Below are 20,679 nucleotides of genomic sequence, written 5' to 3'. Positions count from 1 at the left end.
AAGGATGGCCCATCGCGGCGGCCCCCCAAATCGCTGTCGGATTGCGGGCATGCCGAGCCACAGCGAGGCACCGAGTGTTGGGGCGAGGACCTTTTGCTTACTTTTCGGTCCTTCGAAAAGTGAGTCGCTGTAAGAGCGAAACCATAGGCCGCCGTTACCGCAGCAATGGATATGTACCCCGACCAAACACCCCGCCAAACCGCTACCGCAGGCAAGCCAGCTCCCACAGTTGATGATTGCATTTCAGCCCAAGGCAGGCCGAACCCTAGTGAATACCGATGGACCAACTCTGCGTGGTCTGGTCTTCGTGCCGCTGCTCCAGGTCATCCTCATACTGACAACGCGGCCCCTTGCACTTGTACTCAAACGTCACCGGCGCCTGGGTCTGAACCGGGAACAACGATTTCGCCGTCGCCGGTGCATCGTGTGGCACCGCCTCAAGCACAGGCGCTTCGTAGCTCAAGTCCAACGCTGTGGCATGGACCATAACCGGCAGGACGGCGAGCACTGCACTCGCCATAAAAGTCCTTGTAAATAGCATCTAAAACAACCCGCGCAACAAAAAATGAAGCGCGGATTATAAGCCGGATGCGACCGCACATGCAGGGTTCAGAGCACCCGCGGTGCTTCAAGGTGTTCAGTAGGAAAGGCTTTGGCATAAGCCTGACACACCCTCAACACCTGCTCATCCGCAAACCGCGCAGCCACCACATGCAAGCCCACCGGCAAACCATTCGCTGCCAACCCGCAGGGCACCGAAGCTGCCGGTTGCTGCGTCAAATTGAAGGGATAAGTAAACGGCGTCCACTCCATCCACGCTTTCATCGACGAACCCGGCGGCACATTATGCCCAGCTGCAAACGCTGTAATCGGCATCATCGGCGAGACCAGCACATCGTAATGCTCATGAAACGCCGCCATCCTCGCCACCAACGCCGCGCGGGCTTCAAGGGCGTCGTTAAAATCGCCGAGGCTCAACTGCTGGCCGTGTTCGGCAATACGCAGCAAACCGGGGTCCAGCAATTGTTTTTGCGCATCACTCATCGAGCCCGTCAAGCGAGCCGCACCGGCAGCCCACAAGGTGCTGAACACCTCCAGCGGGTCGCTGAAACCTGGGTCGATCTGCTCGACATGCGCCCCCAGCTGTACCAAACCCTCAACCGCCTGGGCGACCACTTTGGCCACCTGCGGGGCCACGTCCACATACCCGAACGTGGGACTGTAGGCCACGCGTAAACCCTTCAAATCCGTAGCGCCCGACAACCACGGCGTATGGCGCGGTGCCCCGATCAGGCCATCGCGCGCATCCGGTTGGGCCACGGTTTGCAGCATCAGCACCGTGTCTTCCACCGTGCGGGTCATCGGCCCAAGGTGCGACAGAATCGTCATGGAACTGGCCGGCCACTGCGGCACATACCCGAAAGTTGGCTTGATGCCGAACGTACCGGTGAACGCACAGGGAATGCGGATCGAGCCACCGGCATCGCTGCCCTGGTGCAGCACGCCCAGGTTCAGCGCCGCCGCCGCACCGGCGCCACCCGACGAACCGCCCGCTGTGGTGCGCGTGTCCCACGGGTTGCGCGTGATGCCGTACAGCGGGTTGTCGGTGACGCCTTTCCAACCGAATTCCGGCGTGGTGGTCTTGCCCAGCAGCACCGCGCCGGCTTTGCGCATAAAAGCCGAGAAGGGCGCATCCACATCCCACGGCCCGTCGGCAGAGGAGGTGCGCGACCCCTTGCGGGTGGGCATGCCAATGGTCAGCGTCAGGTCTTTGATCGAGGCAGGCACGCCGTCCAGTGCGCCGCAGGGTTCACCTTTCAACCAGCGTTGTTCCGAGGCCCGCGCAGCGTTCAATGCGCCTTCAGGGTCTACGTGACAATAGGCGTTCACCACCGGGTTATAGCGCTCGATCCGCAGCAAAGCGTCTTCAGTGACGTCTACCGGTGACAGGGTCTTGTCGCGAAAATGCTGCAGCAGTTGCACCGCCGTCAGTTGGCCAATCTCACTCATGCCACCTCTCCCTGCGCCGCGTTGACCATGGCGCGCAGCAGCACCGCGCAGCCCGCCGCCAGGTCATCCGGCGCGGCGTTTTCGATTTCGTTATGGCTGATGCCGCCTTCGCACGGCACAAAGATCATCCCGGCCGGGCCGAGTTCGGCGACGAAAATCGCGTCATGCCCGGCGCCACTGACGATGTCCATGTGGCTCAAGCCCAATGCCTGCGCACCGTCACGCACGGCGTTGACGCAGGCTGGGTTGAAGTCCAGCGGCGGGAAGTCGGCGGTGGGCGTCAGTTCAAAGGTCAGGCCATGCCGGGCGCAGGTGGCTTCGATCACGCCGCGCACTTCATCGACCATGGCTTGCAGCTTGTCGGCATGCAGGTGGCGCAGGTCGATGGTCATGTGCACCTGGCCTGGAATCACATTGCGCGAGCCGGGGTGCAGGTTCAGGCAACCGACTGTGCCGCAGGCGTGCGGTTGCTGTTGATGGGCGATGCGGTTGACCGCGCTGACCACTTCGGCGGCGCCCACCAGGGCGTCCTTGCGCAAGTGCATGGGCGTTGGGCCGGCGTGGGCTTCGACGCCGGTAAGGGTCAGGTCGAACCACTTCTGGCCGAGGCAGCCCATGACCACGCCGATGGTGGTGGCGCGATCTTCCAGCACCGGGCCTTGCTCGATGTGCGCCTCGAAATATGCGCCGACCGGGTGGCCGAGCACCGCGCGGGAGCCGGCGTAGCCGATGCGCTGCAATTCGGCGCCCACGGACAGGCCTTGGTCATCGAGTTTGTCGAGGGTGTCCTGCAAGTCGAACTTGCCGGCAAACACCCCGGAACCCATCATGCACGGCGGGAAGCGCGAGCCTTCTTCGTTGGTCCACACCACCACCTCGATCGGCGCTTCGGTCTCGATCTTCAAGTCATTCAAGGTGCGAATCACTTCCAGCCCGGCCATCACGCCGTAGCAGCCATCGAACTTGCCGCCGGTGGGCTGCGTGTCGATATGGCTGCCGGTCATCACCGGAGGCAGGGCGGGATTGCGTCCGGCACGCCGCGCAAAGATATTGCCAATGGCATCGACACTGACACTGCACCCGGCGGCCTCGCACCATTGCACAAACAGGTCGCGGGCCTGGCGGTCGAGGTCGGTAAGGGCCAGGCGGCACACGCCGCCTTTGACCGTAGCGCCGAGCTGAGCCAGGTCCATCAACGATTGCCACAAGCGGTCGCGGTTGATCAGCGGGGCATTGCTCTTGAGCGGTTGCGCAAAACTATTCATGTGCAAATCTCCGGTCAGGCACTCAGGGCCAGGTAGCGGTTCTTGATGCTCGGGTCGGCGCGGAAGTCAGCGGCGCTGCCCTCGTATACGACGCGGCCCTGTTCGAGCACGTAATGGCGGTCGGCGAGCTTGTCGCAGACCATCAGGTTCTGTTCCACCAGCAACACCGGCAGGCCGTCGTCCTTGACCTTGCGCAGGATTTTCACCAACTCGTCAACGATCACCGGCGCCAGGCCTTCGGTGGGTTCGTCGAGGATCAGCAGCTTGGGGTCGTTGAGCAGCGCGCGGGCGATGGCGAGCATCTGTTGCTCGCCGCCGGACAGCGCGTGGCCGGCGTTTTTACGCCGCTCCTTGAGGCGCGGGAACATGCCGTACACGTCTTCGAGTTGCCAGCGGCTGGTCTTGCGCACGGCGATACGCAGGTTTTCCTCGACCGTCAGCAGGCGGAAAATCCCGCGGTTCTCCGGCACCAGCGCCAAGCCCTGACGGGCGATTTCAAAGATCTTCTGGCCCACCAACGCCTGGCCGTTGAAGTGAATCTGGCCCTGGCGCGGGCAGATAATCCCGAGGATGCTGCGCAGCGTGGTGGTCTTGCCCGCGCCATTTCGGCCCAGCAGCGTCACCAGTTCACCGGGGTTGACGGTCAGCGACACGCCTTCCAACACATGGCTCTTGTCATAGTAGGAATGGATATTCTCGACAATCAGCATCAGGCAGCCTCCCCAAGATAAGCCGTACGCACACGCTCATCGGCACGCACGAATTCCGGCGTGCCCTCCACCAGAATCTGCCCGTGACTCATCACGGTGATGCGTTGGCTGATGGACATGACAATGCTCATGTTGTGTTCGATCAACAGCACCGTGTGGTCGCGGCCAAGGTCGCTGATCAGCTGGGTCATGATCGGAATGTCATCGATGCCCATGCCCGACGTGGGCTCGTCGAGCATCAGCAGTTTGGGTTTGGAGCAGATCGACATGCCCACCTCCAGCACGCGTTGCTGGCCGTGGGATAACTCACCCGCCAGGGTGTCGGCGCGGCGGGTCAGTTGCAGGCGTTCGAGGACTTGATCGGCCATCTCCAGGTGCTCGCGCTTGCTGTCGACGCGGCGCCAGAAGTTCAGCGCACGTGCGCCGTCGCGGCCTTGGGCGGCCAGGCGCAGGTTCTCGCGCACGCTGAGGTTCTGGAACAGGCTGGTGAGCTGGAACGAGCGCGCCATGCCCAGGCCCACACGGCCGTGGGCCGGTTTGCGTATCAGGTTCTTGCCGTCAAAATGAATCGCCCCGGCGGTGGCCTGGCGCTCGCCGGTGAGGCAGTGAAACAGGCTGGTCTTGCCCGCGCCGTTGGGGCCGATAATGGTGTGAATGGTGCCGGCTTCGACCTTGAGGTTGACGCCGTTGACCGCATGGAACGCGCCATAGGCCAGTTCCAGGTCTTTGGTTTCCAGCAGGATGCTCATAGCCCTTCCTCCTTGGCGATGGCCGCGGTCTTGCGGCTGCCGCGTACCCGTTCGAACAACGACGCGAGGCCGCCCCACAAGCCGCCGCGCATGAAGATCACCACAAAGATCAGGATCACACCCAGCAGCATCAGCCAGCGCGGCCACAGGTCGGAGAGGAAGTCCCCCAACAGCACGATGGAGCCTGCGCCCAGCAATGAGCCGAACAGCGAGCCGGTGCCGCCGACGATGGTCATGATCAGGATGTTCTCGGACATCGCCAGGTCGATGTTCGACAGCGGCACAAAGTGCAGCAGCATCGCGTACAGCGCCCCGGCGATGCCGGTGACCGCGCCGGACAGCACGAACACCAGGATCTTGAAGTGGCGCGTGTCATAGCCGATGGCCGAGGCGCGGGTTTCGTTTTCGCGGATCGCCATCAAGGTGCTGCCGAACGGCGAGGCGATCACTCGGCGCGCGCCGATAAAGATCAGCAGGAACACCACCGCGACAAAACCATAGAACACCCGGGCATCGGCCAGCGACAGCAGCACGGTGTCACCGAGACGGATCTCCGGGCGCGGCACGCTCAGCAGGCCGTTGTCGCCGCCGGTCCAGTCGCTCAAGGTGTAGGCGACGAAGTAGGCCATCTGGCTGAACGCCAATGTGAGCATCACGAAGTAAATGCCGGTGCGCCGGATTGCCAGCGCACCGACCAGAAACGCCAGGAAACCGCCGGCAAGGGCGGCGCCGAGCAACGCGGTGAACAAGCCCAGTTGCAAGTGGATCATCAGCAGCGCCGCGCAATACGCACCGGCACCAAAGAAGATGCCTTGGCCAAACGACAACAGCCCGGTGTAGCCCAGCAACAGGTTGCAGGCCAGCGCGGCCAGGGCAAAGATCAGGATCTCGGTGGCCAGGGTGGCCGAGGGCAGAATCAACGGCAAGCCGATCAGCACCGCCAGCACCCACAGCAACATGGCTTTGGATTGGGTTTTGGCAAACGGCAGGGGGTTTTTCTCGCTCATGTCAGGCTCTCCCGAACAGGCCGTAAGGGCGCACCAGAATCACCACGGCCATCGCGCCGTAGATCATCAGGCTCGCACCTTGGGGCCAGAATGTGGTCATCAGGCTTTGCACCACGCCCACCAGTAAACCGCCGACCAGCGCGCCGCTGAACGAACCCATGCCGCCGATCACCACCACCACGAAGGCCACGCCGAGGATCTCCGGGCCGACAAAGGGTTGCGCGCCGCGCAACGGTGCAAACAGCACACCCGCGACACCGGCCAGGGCCACGCCAAGGGCAAAGGTCATGGAAAACAGACGGAAGATATTGGTGCCCAGCAGCGACACGGTTTCGGTGCTTTCACTGCCGGCGCGTACCAGGGCGCCGAAGCGCGTGCGCTCCAGCAGCAGCCACAAGGCCAGGCCGATCAGCGCGGAAAACACGATGAGAAACAGGCGGTAGTAGGGGTAGACGAAATCGCCCACCACCAGCACGCCGCGCAGCAGTTCCGGCACGGCGACGCTTTTGCCCACCGGGCCCCAGATCATCACGCTGGCTTCCTGGATGATCAGCGCGATCCCCAGGGTCACTAGAATCTGGAACATGTGTGGCAAGTGGTAAATCCGCTGGATCAATAATCGCTCGATCACCCACGCCAGCGCGGCCACCACCAGCGGCGCGATCAGCAGCGCCAGCCAGAAGTTGCCGGTGAGGCTTACGGCGGTGTAGCAGATGTACGCACCCAGCAGAAAGAACGCGCCGTGGGCGAAGTTGACGAAGTTGAGCAGGCCGAAAATGATCGTCAGCCCGACCGCGATCAGGAAGTAGATCATCCCCAACCCAAGGCCGTTGAGGATCTGGAACAGGTAAAGATTAAGCATGCAGAAACCCTCGGCAGGCAGCCGCTCGCGCGGCCCTGCGCTAAGCAATTCAGGGGATCAGGCGAGCGTGCAGCCCGTCGCCTCGACCGGCGGGAACGATTGCCCGGCGCTGAGCACCTTGGCCAGGTCGTCCTTGTCGGCCATGTCGCTGGTGGCTTTGCCGATCAGCAGGTAGTAATCCTTGATCACCTGATGGTCGCCGGCGCGGATCGACTCCTTGCCGGTCGGGCCTTCGTAGCTCAAGCCTTGCAGGGCTTTGGCCACGGTCGGGCCGTCGAAGCTGCCGGTGCTGATGATGGTTTCCAGCATGACTTTGGTGCTGATGTAATCAGCCGCCAGCGGGTAGGTGGGGTTGATGCCGTATTTGGCTTGAGTGAGCTTGACCAGTTCACGGTTGAGCGGGGTGTCGACCTGGTGCCAATACTGGGCGCCGAGGTACACGCCTTCGAGCACCTCGCTGCCCAGTTCCTGGAACTGGTCGAGCCCGGCAGACCATACCAGCAGCACTTTCATGCGCTCCTTGATACCGAAGTTCACCGCCTGGCGCAGGGTGTTGGACGACTGGCTGCCGAAGTTGAGCAGTACCAGCACATCGGGTTTGGCCGCGATGGCGTTGGTCAGGTAGCCGGAGAATTCCTGTTCCTGCAATGAGTGGTAGCTGTTGCCGACGTGTTCCAGCCCGTTGTCTTTGAGCACGGTTTTCGCGCCTTCGAGCAAGGCTTCGCCAAACACGTACTGCGGGGTGATGGTGTACCAGCGTTTGGCGTCAGGCAGCAGCTTGATCAGCGGCAGCATGGTTTCGCGGATCGCGCCGTAGGTGGGCACCGACCAGCGGAAGGTCGCCTTGTTGCAGTCTTTGCCGGTGACTTCATCGGCGCCCACCGGGGTCATGAACACGCCGCCGACCTTGTCGACTTCCTTGGCCACCGCCAGCGCGGAGGACGACAACGTACAGCCCTGGAAGAACCGCGCGCCGTCCTGCTGGATCGCTTCCTGGACCTTGCGCACGGCTTTGCCGGCATTGCCTTCGGTGTCGATGACCTTGTAGTTGAGCGGGCGGCCGAGTAACTCGGGGTGCTGTTCCACCGCCAGGCGCGAACCCATGTCGGCAAACTTGCCATAGCTGGCAAACGCGCCGGACATGGACTTGAGGCCGTAAAAGGTAAAAGGCTCGGCGGCGAATGCAGAGCGCACACTCAGCGGAAGGCTGAGCGCGGCTGCGGCGGTAAGACTGGCTTTCAACAACGTACGACGCTGCATGGGGTGACTCCCTGGTTTAGTTATTGGCAGGAGCGGCAAGGGCGATACGGTGGAGCAAGGGCCTGTGGGCAGGCCTGTTATTGAATTGGGTGAAACGGTGTAACGGTTGGAACCGGCTCAAGTGTGGGAGCTGGCTTGCCTGCGATGGAATCAGTCAGGTTCAACTGATACACCGAGGCGCCCGCATCGCAGGCAAGCCAGCTCCCACATTGATTGGGTTTTCATATTGGGATGGGGTGCGCCTCAGCTATGATCAAACTCCAGCAAAAAGTGCGGGCTGACCTCGCCTTCCAGCGCCGTCATGTGGTGTTCGGCGTCGCACATATGTTCATGCATCAGGTTGCGCACGGCCGTTTCATCACCGGCGCGAAAGGCCAGCAGCAACTGCTTGTGATAGTCCAGGTTGGCCGCGTCAAACTGTTTGCGCTTGGGCTTGTAGGCTTTTTTCAGCACCACCAGGTCGCGCAACAAGTCGTTGAGAAACTGCGCCATAAAGCTCAGCAGCGGGTTGGGGCAGGCCTTGGCCAACAGGTTGTGGAACTCCAGTTCCGCCAGGCGCTGTTCGCGCTGGCCGGCTTCGCTGTCTTCGGGTGCGCTGCAAAAATCCACGTTGTCTTGCAGGGCTTGATAGTCGTCTTCGCTCAAACGACCCAGCACCGATACTGCCAGTTCTACCTCGATGACCTTGCGCAGTTGGTACACCTGCTCACCATCCAGGTGCTGGAAGTGCAGGTAGTTACGCAACGCGCGGCTGGCCGGTTCAGTGCCGGCCTGGTTCAGGTAGGCGCCACCACTGGGGCCGGTGCGTGTACTTACCAAACCTTCCACTTCCAGGGCCTTGAGTGCTTCACGGGCCGAGCCTTTGGAGCACTGGAAGCTTTCCATCAGCTCGCGCTCGGTAGGCAGTCGGTCGCCGGGCTTGAGCGCGTCGGTGACGATCGAGCGTTTGACCGACTCGACAATCACATCGGAAAGCTTCTGGCGTTTGCGTCGTAACGGGCGGCTGAGCATGCTGTTCTATTGATCCTATTAATGCGGATTAATAGCACTTAATAACGATTGAGCCGGAGCGTCAACGCGAGGTGTCGTTTTCGGCCTGAAGTGGTCGCAAATGCGCGGGTTATTCCCAACTGCCGAGGTCGAGGCAGCGTGTGGACGCGGGCGGCTGTTTGCCGAATACGAGAAAATCGCCGACCCAGCGGTTAATGCACCCGGCGGCGGTGCCAGGGCGGGCTGGCTCTTTGAGCAGCAATTGCTCGATGCCGGCAGCGACCGGCTCGGCCTGCTCGGCATTGACCAGCACCATGCGTGCGACGCGCTCGGGAAACAGCGCGGCATAGCGGCTGCCGAGGCGGGTGGCCTGCGCGTTGCCGAGGTAATTGAGCTGGGCCTCGCCGAGTTGGGCGCGCACATACTCCATATCACGCGCCGCTTGCTCTACGCCGCTGGGCTGGCTCAGGTCACGGGGGCTCAGTTCGATCACGTCATAGCGGTTGGTCAAGGTGCGATAGGCCTGGGTAGCATAGGACTCCCAACGGCTGGTCAGGTGCAGGGCGAAGGTTGCGCCTTGGCCCTTTGGCGGCTCGCCACCCTGGATAAATACCACACCTTCACGGCTGAGCGGCTGGCGGGCGCCCACGCGGGTCAGGGCCAGGCGCACACTGCCGCGTTTGGGCGCGGCATAGTCGCGGGGCACATTCACACTGGCGCATTGGGTGCGTTCCAGCACTTCGGGGTCCGGCCGCTCCTGGGCGGGGAAGGGGCAATCCAGCAGCCAGTCAATCGCGGTCGGCGCGATCAGCGGCTCGGGCAACGCCTGGCCGGCGATCAGCCAGAGGCCGATACACGCCAGGTTTTTTACCAGAACGCTGGGTTTCATCAGGAGGGTCCGGGCTGCCGTATGAGGACGGCTTTTTTACCAAGGACCCAGGGTCGAAGAATGTAGGGCGAATAAACGCTTTGTGTAGGAGTTTACAGTTTTATTGTCGGATCTGCGTATCCCAGCCGCCGCCCAGCGCTTTGTACAAGGCAATGCTGGCTTGCAGCCGCGACAGCCGCAGTTGCACGTTCGAGTCTTGGGCCGCATACAAGGTGCGTTGGGTTTCCAGCACCGTCAGCAAGTCCTCGGCGCCTGCCTGGTAGCGGCTCTCGGAGATCTGGAAGGCGGCCTGGGCCTGTTGCAGCTCCTCGGCCTGCCATTGGCGTTGCTGGTCCAGGCGCGTGATGCTGCTGAGGGCTTTCTCCACATCGGCAAAGCCGTTGATGATCGCACCGCGATAGGTTTGCAGCAGTTCATCCTGGCGGGCGCGAGCCTTGTCGCGCTCGGCGCTTAATCGGCCATTGTTGAAGATCGGCGCGACCAGCCCCGAGGTCAGGTTGTAGAACGGGCTGCGCAGGATGTCTTCAGCTTTATAGGCGCCGGAGCCGACTGTCGCGCCCAAGGTTACGCTGGGCAGCATCGCTGCGCGTGCCACCGTGACGTCGGCACTGGCCGCCGCCAGTTGCGCCTCGGCGCGGGCCAGGTCGGGGCGACGACTGAGCAATTGGCTCGGCACGCCCGGGCCAATGCTTGGCCAGGTCAGCGCCTGGAACGGCTCGGTGCCCAGGTCCAGGGCTTGTACGGGTTGACCGAGCAGGGCGGCGAGGGTGATCCGCGATTCTTCGGCCACTTGCGCAATCAGCGGCAATTGCCGTTGTTGGCCGGCCACCAGGCTTTTCTGTTGGGCCAGCTCCAGGGCGGTGGCGGAGCCTGCGCTGTAGCGGGTTTGCACCAGGTTCAGCACGTTGCGCGCATTGGCCAGGTTCAGCTCGGCGATCTGCTGGCGTTGCTGCGCGGCGAGGGTTTGCGCGTAGCGGTCGGCGACGTTGCTGAGCAGGGTCAGCTCCACGGTGGCCTGGTCGAACTCACTGGCGCGCAGGCTTTGCAGGGCGCTGTCGCGGGCGGCAACGCGGCCACCCCAGAAGTCCAGTTCATAGCTGGCTGAGAGGTTGGCACCGAAACTGTCGACGGTCTTGTTGCTGTCGGTGGCGTCCAAGGAGGCATTGCCGCTGCCGCGCAGCAGTTTTTCACGGCTGGCGGTGAGGTTGAACTTGACCTCAGGTAACAACGGCGCCCCGGCAATTACCGCACTCGCCTGGGCCTGACGCACGCGTGCCATGGCGGCGGCCACGTCATAACTGTCGCGTCGCGCCTGGTCGATCAGGCGGTTGAGCGGCGGGCTGCCGAAGTGTGTCCACCAGCGTTGGTTGGTCGCCTGCGTGGCATCGCGTTCGGCGTACTGCCAGGCGGGCGGCGGCGCGAGGCCGCTGTCGACGCTCGGCGGGTTGCCGGTACAGGCGTTGAGCAACAGGCACACGCCCAGCAGGGAAGATCGTTTATTCACTGGTCAACGCCTTAACCGGATCGAGCCGGGCAGCTTTACGGGCCGGCATAAAGCCGAATACGACACCGGTGACCAGCGCACAGCCAAACGCGCCAAACACCGCCACCAGGGAAAATTGCACCGCCACCTCGGCCAGTACCAGCACGCCGCCCACCAGCAGCGCGAGGGCGATGCCGAACAGGCCGCCGACCACCGAGAGCATCACCGCCTCGGTTAGGAACTGGCGCAGGATGTCGCGCTGGCGCGCGCCGGTGGCCATGCGAATGCCTATTTCGCGGGTGCGTTCACGCACGGTCATCAGCATGATGTTCATTACACCGATCCCGCCCACCAGCAGGGAAATCGCCGCAATCGAACCGAGCATCAGCGACAGCGTGTTGGCCGTGCGGGCTTCGGCCTGGATCATCGCGGCGTTGTTGGTCAACTGGTAGTCACGTTTACCGTTGTGCAGCTTGAGCATCAGTTGATCAATGGCCATTTCAGCCTCATGGACCTTGCGCGCATCGGCGGCGGCAATCGCCACGTATTCGGGGTTATAAGTGCCGAACAGGCGCACGCTGGCGGCGGTATACGGGATGGCGACCCGGTCATCGCTGTCTTTATTGCCGGAGGCGGAGCCTTTTTCGGCGAGGACGCCGATGACCTGGAAAGGCACGTTTTCGATCAGGATGTATTGGCCGATCGGGCTGGCGACGTTTTTGAACAGCTTTTCGCGGATACGGTGGCCGATGACCGCGACGGTGGCGCCGGCGCGCTCGTCTTCCTGGGTGAAATAGCTGCCCTCGACCACCGGCCAGTTGAAAATCTCGGGGAAGTTGACGTCGTTGCCACCCACATAGGCCAGGTAATCCAGGTTGCCAAAGCGAACCCCGGCGTCGTTGCCGTTGACCGGCATGATGCGCTTGACCTGGGGCAACATCGCCAGTGCCGCGACATCGTTGAGGGTCACGATACCCGGCGGCGTGCGCGGGTTGGGCGAGGAGCCGCTGAGGTAAATGATATTGGAGCCGAACGCGCCCATCTGCGCCATCACCTGGCGCTTGCTGCCTTCGCCGACGGCCAGCATCACCACCACGGACGCCACGCCAATCACGATCCCCAGCAGCGTCAGCGCGGTGCGAAAACGATTGATCCACATCACTCGCCAGGCCGCGCGGACCGCATCGAGCAGTTCGGCTTTCCAGGCACCGTTGTGCTCGGCACCGTCGGCCAGGCGCTGGCGCAGGTCGACGGCTTGCAGCGCGTCGCTGTTGGCCGTGACCGGTACATGGGTGTCACTGTGCGCCGAGTCGCTGATGATCTGGCCGTCACGAATCTCGATGATGCGGTTGGCCCGCGCCGCCACTTCGCGGTCGTGGGTAATCAGGATCACCACATGGCCCTGGCTCGCCAGTTCGTCCAGCAGCGTCATCACCTCGGCGCCGCTGTGGCTGTCGAGGGCGCCGGTGGGTTCGTCGGCGAGGATGATATGCCCGCCGTTCATCAGTGCGCGGGCGATCGACACCCGTTGCTGCTGGCCGCCGGAGAGTTGGTGCGGGCGGTTGGCGGTGCGGTCGGCCAGGCCCAGGCGCGTGAGCAGGGCCTTGGCGCGGGCATGCCGCTCGGTGGCGCTGATGCCGGCATAGATCGCCGGCATCTCGACGTTTTCCTGGGCCGAACCGGACGGAATCAGGTGGTAGCCCTGGAACACAAACCCAAAGGCCTCGCGGCGCAGCCAGGCCAGTTCGTCGCTGCCCAGGTGCGCGACGTTTTCGCCGGCGAACAGGTAGTCACCCTCGGAAGGGCGGTCGAGGCAGCCGAGGATGTTCATCAGCGTGGACTTGCCGGAGCCGGAGGCGCCGACAATGGCGACGAACTCCCCGGCGTGGATCGACAGGTCGATGCCGCGCAACACGTCGACCTGCGGGCTGTCACCGCCGCCGTAGGATTTGCGGATGTTCTTGAGTTCGATCAGCGGCGTGGTCAACTCAACCCCCATTGCCGTCGGCTGGGCCGATCAACACGTGGTCGCCCTCGCTGAGGCCGTCCAACACTTCGACGCGCAAACGGTCACTGATGCCCAGGCGCACGTCGCGTTCTTCGATTGAGCCGTTTTTGGCCACGATGCGTGCGGTCTGTTTATCGGTGCCGTGGCTGCCGAGCAAGGCCGCAACCGGCACGGTGAGCACATCCTTGACCTGGCTGGCGACGAAAAAAACTTGGGTGGTCATTTCGGCCATCAGGGCATTGTCGGCGTTGTCCACATCCAGCAGCACGGTGTAGAGCACCACGCGACCGCTCCCGCTTTTGCTGGTGCTGCTGGGGCTGCCGTTGCCCTGGCTGGTTTCATTCAGGGGCTTGGGCGGGATCGGCAGGATCTGGCGCACGGTACTGGTCCAGCGCCGGCCGCCGCCGCTGAGCGTGGTGAAATAGGCGGTCATGCCGGGTTTGACGTGGCCGATGTCGGCTTCGGAGACCTCGGCCCATACGGTCATCGGCGACAACTTGGCGATACGCAGGATCAACGGGGTCTGCTGCTGGGCGTTGAGGGTCTGGCCGACCCGCGCATCCACCGCCACCACCGTGCCGCTCATCGGCGCGAAGATGCGTGTATAGCCCAATTCGGCCTCGTCGCTGCGCAAGCTGGCCTGGGCCTGGCGGATCTGCGCCTGAAACATGTCGACCCGTGCCTGGGTGGCACTCAGCTCGGCCTTGGCGGTTTGCACGTCTTCTTCGCGGGTGGCGTTGCCGGCCACCAGGCGTTGCTGGCGCTGGTATTTCTGGCGCGCCAGTTGGTGCTGGGCTTTCTGCTCCTGCAACTGGGCCTTGAGGTTGTCGATGGCATAGCGGCTGGCATCGAGCTTGGCCTGCTGCGTGGCCGGGTCGATTTCGACCAGCAACTGGCCTTCTTTGACCTGGTCACCGGCCTCGACATGGATCTTGCGGATCTGCCCGGATGCCTGTGCGCCCACATCGACATACCGGCGTGGTTGCAGGGTGCCCAGCGCCGTGACGCTGTTTTCGATATTGCCGCGAGTGACGGTGACAGTGGCGAGGCTGTCGCGGCCCGGCGGCAGTATCTGCCAGGCCGCCAGGGCAACGATGGGAATCAGGCACGCGACAACCAGCAGGGCGCGTCGGGCGGGGCGAGGGCGTTTCATGCGTTGGTTCCAGCCGGGAAGTGTGGACCGCAGTTAGCGGAGGGCTGACAGTTATACGAGAAAATTGCCCGACGATTTAGGCGCTTACATAGGTAGTAACAGCTCTGTCGAATAAAAAAATCGACGGTTGATGCAAGACTTCTTTAAAAGTAGATGAGAATTACTATAAATTGCACGCACTCAAACTGCCATCATCCATGGCCTGTCTTCGTAAGCACTCAAGGAACTGATGCCGTCCCCCCAGACGGTCGGGAGTCATGTTGGAAAACTACTATCGCGAGCTGGTGTGTTTCCTCAACGCCAAGCTGGGCAACCGTCAGGTGGCCGAAGATGTGGTGCATGACGCCTACGTGCGAGTACTGGAGCGCGCCAGCGACACGCCGATCGAACAGCCGCGCGCGTTTTTGTACCGTACTGCGCTGAACCTGGTGATCGACGGCCATCGGCGCAATGCCTTGCGCCAGTCCGAGCCGCTGGAGGTGCTGGACAGCGAAGAACGCTTCGCCACCAGTTCGCCCCACGCCAGCCACGATCAGGCCCAGCGCCTGGCCCTGCTCGAACGTGCCCTGGCCGAGCTGCCCAGCGCCTGCCGCGACAGCTTCCTGCTGCGCAAGCTCGACGGTCTTTCTCACCCGCAGATCGCCGAGCGCCTGAGCATTTCCCGCAGCCTGGTGGAAAAACATATCGTCAACGCCATGAAGCATTGCCGGGTGCGCATGCGTGAGTGGGACGCGCACTGATCACAGATCAGTTAAATTTTATTTCATTGTCCTCGTTTCCTATCAACACATGGCCTGTTGTTCAGGCTTTGCAGGTATTCCCGCCCCACCGCCAAGGGGCTTATCCAGAGGACACTGGAATGACACAGGCAATTGCTTCGCCCGCGGTTCACGATCTGATCGGGATCGGTTTCGGCCCTTCGAACCTGGCGCTGGCCATCGCCCTGCAGGAGCGTGAAAAAGCCCAGGGCAAACTGGACGTGGTGTTTCTCGACAAGCAGGCCGACTACCGCTGGCACGGCAATACCCTGGTCACCCAGAGCGAACTGCAGATTTCGTTCCTCAAGGATCTGGTGACGCTGCGCAACCCCACCAGCCCGTACTCGTTCGTCAACTACCTGAAGGCCCACGACCGTTTGGTGGACTTCATCAACCTGGGCACTTTCTATCCGTGCCGCATGGAGTACAACGACTACCTGCGCTGGGTCGCCGGGCAGTTCCAGGCCCAGGCGCGGTATGGCGAGGAAGTGCTGGCCATCGAGCCGATCCTGCACCAGCAGCAGGTTGAAGCGTTGCGCGTAATTTCCCGTGATGCCCAGGGCGAACAGCATGTGCGCACCACCCGTTCGGTGGTGGTCAGCGCCGGCGGCACGCCACGTGTGCCGGAGGCGTTCAAGGCGCTCAAGGACGACGGCCGGGTGTTTCACCATTCCCAATACCTCGAGCGCATGGCCCAGCAGCCGTGCGTGGACGGCAAGCCTATGCGCATTGCCATCATCGGCGGCGGGCAGAGCGCGGCCGAAGCCTTTATCGACCTCAACGACAGCTTCCCGTCGGTGCAGGTGGACATGATCCTGCGCGGTTCGGCGCTCAAACCGGCGGACGACAGCCCATTCGTCAACGAAGTGTTCTCGCCGGCCTTTACCGACCTGGTGTTCCAGCAAGTCGGCGCCGAGCGTGAGCGCCTGGTGGCCGAGTACCAGAACACCAACTATTCGGTGGTCGACCTGGACCTGATCGAGCGCATCTACGGGATTTTTTACCGCCAGAAAGTCTCCGGTATCAACCGCCAGGCCTTCCGCACCATGACCGTGGTCGAGCAAGCCACGGCCGGGCCGCTGGGCATCGAACTGGTGCTGCGCAACAACGCCAACGGCGACACCAGCGTGAGCCATTACGACGCGGTGATCCTGGCCACCGGCTATGAGCGCCAGATGCACCGCGAACTGCTGGCGCCCCTGCAAGCCTATATGGGCGACTTCGAAGTGGCCCGCGACTATCGGATCGTCACCGACGAGCGCTGCAAGGCCGGTATCTATATCCAGGGCTTCAGCCAGGCCAGCCATGGGTTGAGCGACACTTTGCTGTCGGTACTGCCGATTCGGGCCGATGAGATTGCCGCCTCGTTGTATGAAAACGATCGCCATCGTGGCAAGGCACGCTCGGTGCAGGATTTGCTGCTGGCCACTGCCAGCTGATTACTGTGGCGAGGGAGCTTGCTCCCGCTCGGGTGCGTAGCGCCCGCACGTTTTTGGGGCCGCTTCGCAGCCCAGCGGGAGCAAGCTCCCTCGCCACAAAAGGCGCGCTCCTACAGACGGCACTTGTGACAACGTCGGGCTATTGATACTGTACAAAAAACCAGTATCGGTAGCCCTTCATGCAGTTGATCGAAAAACTCAGCATCCTCGCCGACGCCGCCAAGTACGACGCTTCCTGCGCCAGCAGTGGCGCGCCCAAGCGCAGCTCCGAGGGCAAGGCCGGGCTGGGTTCTACCGATGGCATGGGCATCTGCCACAGCTACACGCCGGACGGGCGTTGTGTGTCGTTGCTCAAGGTGTTGCTCACCAACTTCTGCCTGTACGACTGCCAATACTGCGTCAACCGCCGCTCCAGCGACGTGCCCCGTGCGCGTTTCAGCCCGGAGGAGGTGGTTACCCTGACCCTGGACTTCTACAAACGCAATTGCGTCAGCGGGCTGTTTCTCAGCTCCGGCATCATCCGCTCGGCCGACTACACCATGGAGCAACTGGTTCGAGTCGCCAAACTGTTGCGCGAAGAGCATGACTTTCGCGGTTACATCCACCTCAAGACCATTCCCGAAGCCGACCCTGCGCTGATCGTCGAAGCCGGGCGTTATGCCGATCGCCTCAGCGTGAACATCGAGTTGCCCACCGACGCCAGCCTGCAAACCCTGGCGCCGGAGAAGCAGATCGGCTCGATCAAGCAAGCCATGCAGACCATCTACACCGGCGAGCAGACGGTGTTCAACGAGCCGCGCGCACCGCGTTTTGCGCCAGCGGGGCAGAGCACGCAGATGATCGTCGGCGCCGATGACACCGACGACAGCACCATCCTGCACGGTGCGGAGGCGCTGTATGGCAACTACAAGCTGCGGCGCGTGTATTACTCGGCGTTCAGCCCCATCCCCAACAGCCCCAAAAGTGTGCCGCTGGCCGCGCCGCCGCTGATGCGTGAACACCGCCTGTACCAGGCCGACTTTCTGCTGCGCAGTTACGGTTTCAGCGCCAATGAGCTGTTCGAAGGCCCAGGCCATCTGGCGCTGGATATCGATCCCAAGCTGGCGTGGGCGCTGGAGCACCGCGAGGTGTTCCCGCTGGACCTGAACCGCGCCGAACCCACGCTGATCGCGCGCATTCCCGGCATTGGTCTGCGTACCACCCAGCGCCTGGTCGACCTGCGCCGCGAACGCAAAATTCGCTTTGAAGACCTGGCGCGCATGCGTTGCGTGCTGGCCAAGGCCAAGCCGTTTTTCATCACCAGCGACTACCACCCGCAACAGGCGGACAGCACCAGCGTGCTGCTGCGCGAGCAACTGCGCGACCGCCCGCAGCCACAACAGATGGGGCTGTGGGGATGATCAGCCTGGAATGCGACAACCTCTTCAGCACCTGGCGCGAGCAGGCGCGCTGGCTGCTCAGCCATCAGGTCGACCCCAGCCAGGTGAGCTGGGGCGAGGCCGAAGTGGCGGACCTGTTTGCCACGGACGAGCCTGTACCTGAGCAGCTCGGGCCGTTTCAGGCGCGGATTCCCAAGGCGTTGCTGGAGTTGTTGGAATCGGCCGCCTGTTACCACGGTGATCAGCGCTGGAGCCTGTTGTACGAGGTGTTGTGGCGTGTCAGCCATGGCGACCGCACCGCGATGCTGGCCGGGGACAAGTTGGGCAGTGAGTTACAGCGGCGCATCAAACAGGTCAGCCGCGAGGCCCATCACCTGCATGCGTTTGTGCGGTTTATTGCCTTGCCTGCGCAGGCCGGCCCGCAGTTGCCGGAGTATGTGGCGTGGCATGAACCGGCCCATGACATCTTGAAGTCCGCCAGCCAGCATTTTGTCGGGCGCATGGGCCGCCATCGCTGGATGATCGCAACGCCTTTGGACGGTGTGTATTACGACGGTGAGCAGTTGATTCATCAACGCCAGTGCCCTGAGGCGTGGCAACAGTTGGCGCAAAATGTCGAAGATCCACACAGTGCGATGTGGCTGACCTATTACAGCCATATCTTCAACCCGGCGCGGCTAAACCCCAAAGTGATGGAAGGGCATTTGCCCAGCCGGTTCTGGAAGAATCTGCCGGAGGGCAAGCTGATACCGGGGTTGATCAGCGAGGCGCGCACGGGCAAGCAGAAGGATGGGCAGGCGAAGCTGATCGGGGCCAGGCCGGGCAAGAAAATCTCAAGCGGGCACAGTTAAAAATGTGGGAGCTGGCTCGATGATCGTTCCCACGCTCTGCGTGGGAATGCCGCCCTGGACGCTCCGCGTCTGCTTTGAGGTCGTGACGCGGAGCGTCACTGGATGCATTCCCACGCGGAGCGTGGGAACGATCTATGGGCAGGCGAAGCTGATCGGGGCCAGGCCGGGCAAGAAAATCTCAAGCGGGCACAGTTAAAAATGTGGGAGCTGGCTCGATGATCGTTCCCACGCTCTGCGTGGGAGTGCCGCCCTGGACGCTCCGCGTCTGCTTTGAGGTCGTGACGCGGAGCGTCACTGGATGCATTCCCACGCGGAGCGTGGGAACGATCTATGGGCAGGCGAAGCTGATCGGGGCCAGGCCGGGCAAGAAAATCTCAAGCGGGCACAGTTAAAAATGTGGGAGCTGGCTCGATGATCGTTCCCACGCTCTGCGTGGGAATGCCGCCCTGGACGCTCCGCGTCCGCTTTGAGGTCGTGACGCGGAGCGTCACTGGATGCATTCCCACGCGGAGCGTGGGAACGATCTATCGCTCTATGCCAGTTCGGTCGCGGTGTTTTTGACTACCGCCAACTCCGGATGCGCCACCAACTTATCGATGTGCAGCTCATCGTTGTTCAGCCAGGTCTCCGTCAGCACCCGGTAATGCTCCATATCCCGGCAGCGCATGCGCAAGCTGTAGTCGAACGGCCCGCTGATCAGTTGGCACTCGAACACCTGCGGGCAGGCTTTGACGCAGGCCTCAAAGGCCTTCTGCGCCGAGCGCCCGCTCTGATTGGACAAGGCCACCAGCACCAGCAGCGACAGCCCTGGCGAGACCATCTGCACATCGATGATCGCCCCATAACCACGGATCACCCCGCGTCGCTCCAGCTTGCGCACCCGTTCCAGGCACGGCCTGGGTGTCAGGTGTACAAGCGAGGAAAGCTTTTCGTAGGTGATACGCCCCTGGTGGCGCAACACGTCGATGATCGCCTCATCGATGCGGTCCAGCGTGGGCGAAGAGTGGGGTCCGTTGGCCTTGGTATCCATGAGTTCACTTCAAACGGTTGGAAAGAAATTGCTGCAAGCGTTCGCTGTTGGGATGGTCGAGGATCTCGGCGCCGCCTTGTTCCTCGACTCGGCCCTGGTGCAAAAACAGCACTTGGCTGGACACCTGGCGGGCAAAGCCCATTTCGTGGGTGACCATCAGCATGGTACGACCTTCCTCGGCCAACGTCTGTATGACTTTGAGGACTTCTCCTACAAGTTCCGGGTCCAGCGCTGAGGTCGGTTCATCGAACAGAATAATTTCCGGCTCCATCGCCAATGCCCTTGCGATGGCCACGCGTTGTTGCTGGCCGCCGGACAGAAACGCCGGGTATTGATCGGCCACGCGGCCGGGCAGGCCGACCTTGTCCAGGTACAGGCGTGCGCGTTTTTCCGCCTCTGCCGCGCTCACGTCCAACACCCGGCGCGGGGCCATGGTGATGTTTTCCAGCACGGTCATGTGGCTCCACAGGTTGAAGTGCTGGAACACCATGGCCAGGCGTGTGCGCAGGTTTTGCAGTTGTTCCTGGTGCGGCGCGCGGGTGCCGGCGCGGCCCTGGCGCATTTCGATGCTGATGCCATCGAGGGTGATGACCCCGGCGTCCGGCTGTTCGAGAAAGTTGATGCAGCGCAGCATCGTGCTTTTGCCCGAACCGCTGGCGCCGATCAGGCTGATGACGTCGCCGTTGCGTGCATTGAGGGACACGCCCTTGAGCACTTCGTGGTCGCCGTAACGTTTGTGGATGCCTTCGACTTGAAGCTTGATCGCAGCGGTTGCCGGTTTGGCAACGGGGGCGTCAACAGGGTAAGCGGCCAGGGCCTGCGCGGACTGATTCATG

Annotated in this window: 19 protein-coding genes; 4 read left to right on the top strand and 15 right to left on the bottom strand. The window is 62.6% G+C overall.

What is annotated here, in order from left to right:
* Window positions 1-265 precede the first annotated feature (265 nt).
* The 13 genes from HBO23_RS32470 to HBO23_RS32410 form a co-directional block, all read right to left on the bottom strand.
* A complete protein-coding gene (locus HBO23_RS32470; protein WP_017136281.1) occupies window positions 266-520 on the bottom strand; it encodes a hypothetical protein in 255 nt (84 codons plus the stop codon).
* Window positions 521-609: 89 nt separating this feature from the next.
* The gene (locus HBO23_RS32465; protein WP_170040879.1) at window positions 610-2,010 is read right to left on the bottom strand and encodes an amidase; all 1,401 of its coding nucleotides are present in this window, start codon (window positions 2,008-2,010) and stop codon (window positions 610-612) included.
* The gene (locus HBO23_RS32460) at window positions 2,007-3,275 is read right to left on the bottom strand and encodes a Zn-dependent hydrolase (protein ID WP_017136279.1); all 1,269 of its coding nucleotides are present in this window, start codon (window positions 3,273-3,275) and stop codon (window positions 2,007-2,009) included. Before HBO23_RS32460 ends, HBO23_RS32465 begins: the two co-directional genes overlap by 4 nt.
* A 14-nt stretch (window positions 3,276-3,289) precedes the next feature.
* Window positions 3,290-3,985 carry an ABC transporter ATP-binding protein gene (locus HBO23_RS32455; protein WP_065931154.1) on the bottom strand — a complete coding sequence of 232 codons (696 nt, stop codon included), beginning with the start codon at window positions 3,983-3,985 and terminating at the stop codon, window positions 3,290-3,292.
* Window positions 3,985-4,734: an ABC transporter ATP-binding protein gene (locus tag HBO23_RS32450; RefSeq protein ID WP_017136277.1), complete on the bottom strand. Its 750-nt coding sequence runs from the start codon at window positions 4,732-4,734 to the stop codon at window positions 3,985-3,987. Before HBO23_RS32450 ends, HBO23_RS32455 begins: the two co-directional genes overlap by 1 nt.
* Window positions 4,731-5,741 carry a branched-chain amino acid ABC transporter permease gene (locus HBO23_RS32445; protein ID WP_170040878.1) on the bottom strand — a complete coding sequence of 337 codons (1,011 nt, stop codon included), beginning with the start codon at window positions 5,739-5,741 and terminating at the stop codon, window positions 4,731-4,733. The genes HBO23_RS32450 and HBO23_RS32445 overlap by 4 nt, the downstream gene beginning before the upstream one ends.
* A gap of 1 nt (window position 5,742) precedes the next feature.
* Window positions 5,743-6,603 carry a branched-chain amino acid ABC transporter permease gene (locus tag HBO23_RS32440; protein ID WP_017136275.1) on the bottom strand — a complete coding sequence of 287 codons (861 nt, stop codon included), beginning with the start codon at window positions 6,601-6,603 and terminating at the stop codon, window positions 5,743-5,745.
* Window positions 6,604-6,660: 57 nt separating this feature from the next.
* The gene (locus tag HBO23_RS32435) at window positions 6,661-7,863 is read right to left on the bottom strand and encodes an ABC transporter substrate-binding protein (RefSeq protein ID WP_170040877.1); all 1,203 of its coding nucleotides are present in this window, start codon (window positions 7,861-7,863) and stop codon (window positions 6,661-6,663) included.
* Between the two features lie 243 nt (window positions 7,864-8,106).
* On the bottom strand, window positions 8,107-8,874 hold the full coding sequence (locus HBO23_RS32430; RefSeq protein WP_017136273.1) for an FCD domain-containing protein: 768 nt from the start codon (window positions 8,872-8,874) through the stop codon (window positions 8,107-8,109).
* Window positions 8,875-8,983: 109 nt separating this feature from the next.
* Window positions 8,984-9,742, bottom strand: a complete 759-nt coding sequence (locus tag HBO23_RS32425; protein ID WP_017136272.1) for an alpha/beta hydrolase — start codon at window positions 9,740-9,742, stop codon at window positions 8,984-8,986.
* Window positions 9,743-9,842: 100 nt separating this feature from the next.
* Window positions 9,843-11,246, bottom strand: a complete 1,404-nt coding sequence (locus HBO23_RS32420) for an efflux transporter outer membrane subunit (protein ID WP_138452123.1) — start codon at window positions 11,244-11,246, stop codon at window positions 9,843-9,845.
* Window positions 11,239-13,224, bottom strand: a complete 1,986-nt coding sequence (locus HBO23_RS32415) for a MacB family efflux pump subunit (protein ID WP_143521907.1) — start codon at window positions 13,222-13,224, stop codon at window positions 11,239-11,241. The genes HBO23_RS32420 and HBO23_RS32415 overlap by 8 nt, the downstream gene beginning before the upstream one ends.
* Entirely contained in the window at window positions 13,214-14,386 is a 1,173-nt protein-coding gene (locus HBO23_RS32410; RefSeq protein WP_170040876.1) for an efflux RND transporter periplasmic adaptor subunit, read from the bottom strand. Before HBO23_RS32410 ends, HBO23_RS32415 begins: the two co-directional genes overlap by 11 nt.
* Before the next feature lie 257 nt (window positions 14,387-14,643).
* Here HBO23_RS32410 and HBO23_RS32405 point away from each other — a divergent pair, with 257 nt between their 5' ends.
* The 4 genes from HBO23_RS32405 (at window position 14,644) to HBO23_RS32390 (ending at window position 18,813) form a co-directional block, all read left to right on the top strand.
* Window positions 14,644-15,126, top strand: a complete 483-nt coding sequence (locus HBO23_RS32405; RefSeq protein WP_017136268.1) for a sigma-70 family RNA polymerase sigma factor — start codon at window positions 14,644-14,646, stop codon at window positions 15,124-15,126.
* Between the two features lie 119 nt (window positions 15,127-15,245).
* On the top strand, window positions 15,246-16,583 hold the full coding sequence (locus HBO23_RS32400) for a SidA/IucD/PvdA family monooxygenase (RefSeq protein ID WP_017136267.1): 1,338 nt from the start codon (window positions 15,246-15,248) through the stop codon (window positions 16,581-16,583).
* 179 nt (window positions 16,584-16,762) lie between these two features.
* Window positions 16,763-17,983, top strand: coding sequence for a putative DNA modification/repair radical SAM protein (locus HBO23_RS32395; protein ID WP_017136266.1), 1,221 nt, complete (start codon window positions 16,763-16,765; stop codon window positions 17,981-17,983).
* Window positions 17,980-18,813: a TIGR03915 family putative DNA repair protein gene (locus HBO23_RS32390; RefSeq protein WP_017136265.1), complete on the top strand. Its 834-nt coding sequence runs from the start codon at window positions 17,980-17,982 to the stop codon at window positions 18,811-18,813. The genes HBO23_RS32395 and HBO23_RS32390 overlap by 4 nt, the downstream gene beginning before the upstream one ends.
* Before the next feature lie 532 nt (window positions 18,814-19,345).
* On the opposite strand, the gene HBO23_RS32385 is transcribed toward HBO23_RS32390, so the two are convergent.
* On the bottom strand, window positions 19,346-19,843 hold the full coding sequence (locus tag HBO23_RS32385; protein ID WP_003192319.1) for an Lrp/AsnC family transcriptional regulator: 498 nt from the start codon (window positions 19,841-19,843) through the stop codon (window positions 19,346-19,348).
* Between the two features lie 4 nt (window positions 19,844-19,847).
* Window positions 19,848-20,678: an ATP-binding cassette domain-containing protein gene (locus tag HBO23_RS32380; RefSeq protein ID WP_178111031.1), complete on the bottom strand. Its 831-nt coding sequence runs from the start codon at window positions 20,676-20,678 to the stop codon at window positions 19,848-19,850.
* Window position 20,679 lies beyond the last annotated feature (1 nt).

It is taken from the genome of Pseudomonas sp. WS 5532, assembly GCF_012985445.1.
In the GTDB taxonomy this organism is placed as follows: domain Bacteria; phylum Pseudomonadota; class Gammaproteobacteria; order Pseudomonadales; family Pseudomonadaceae; genus Aquipseudomonas; species Aquipseudomonas edaphica.
The sequence above is the reverse complement of the archived record's forward strand: the minus strand, read 5'-3'. Positions and strand labels throughout refer to the sequence as shown.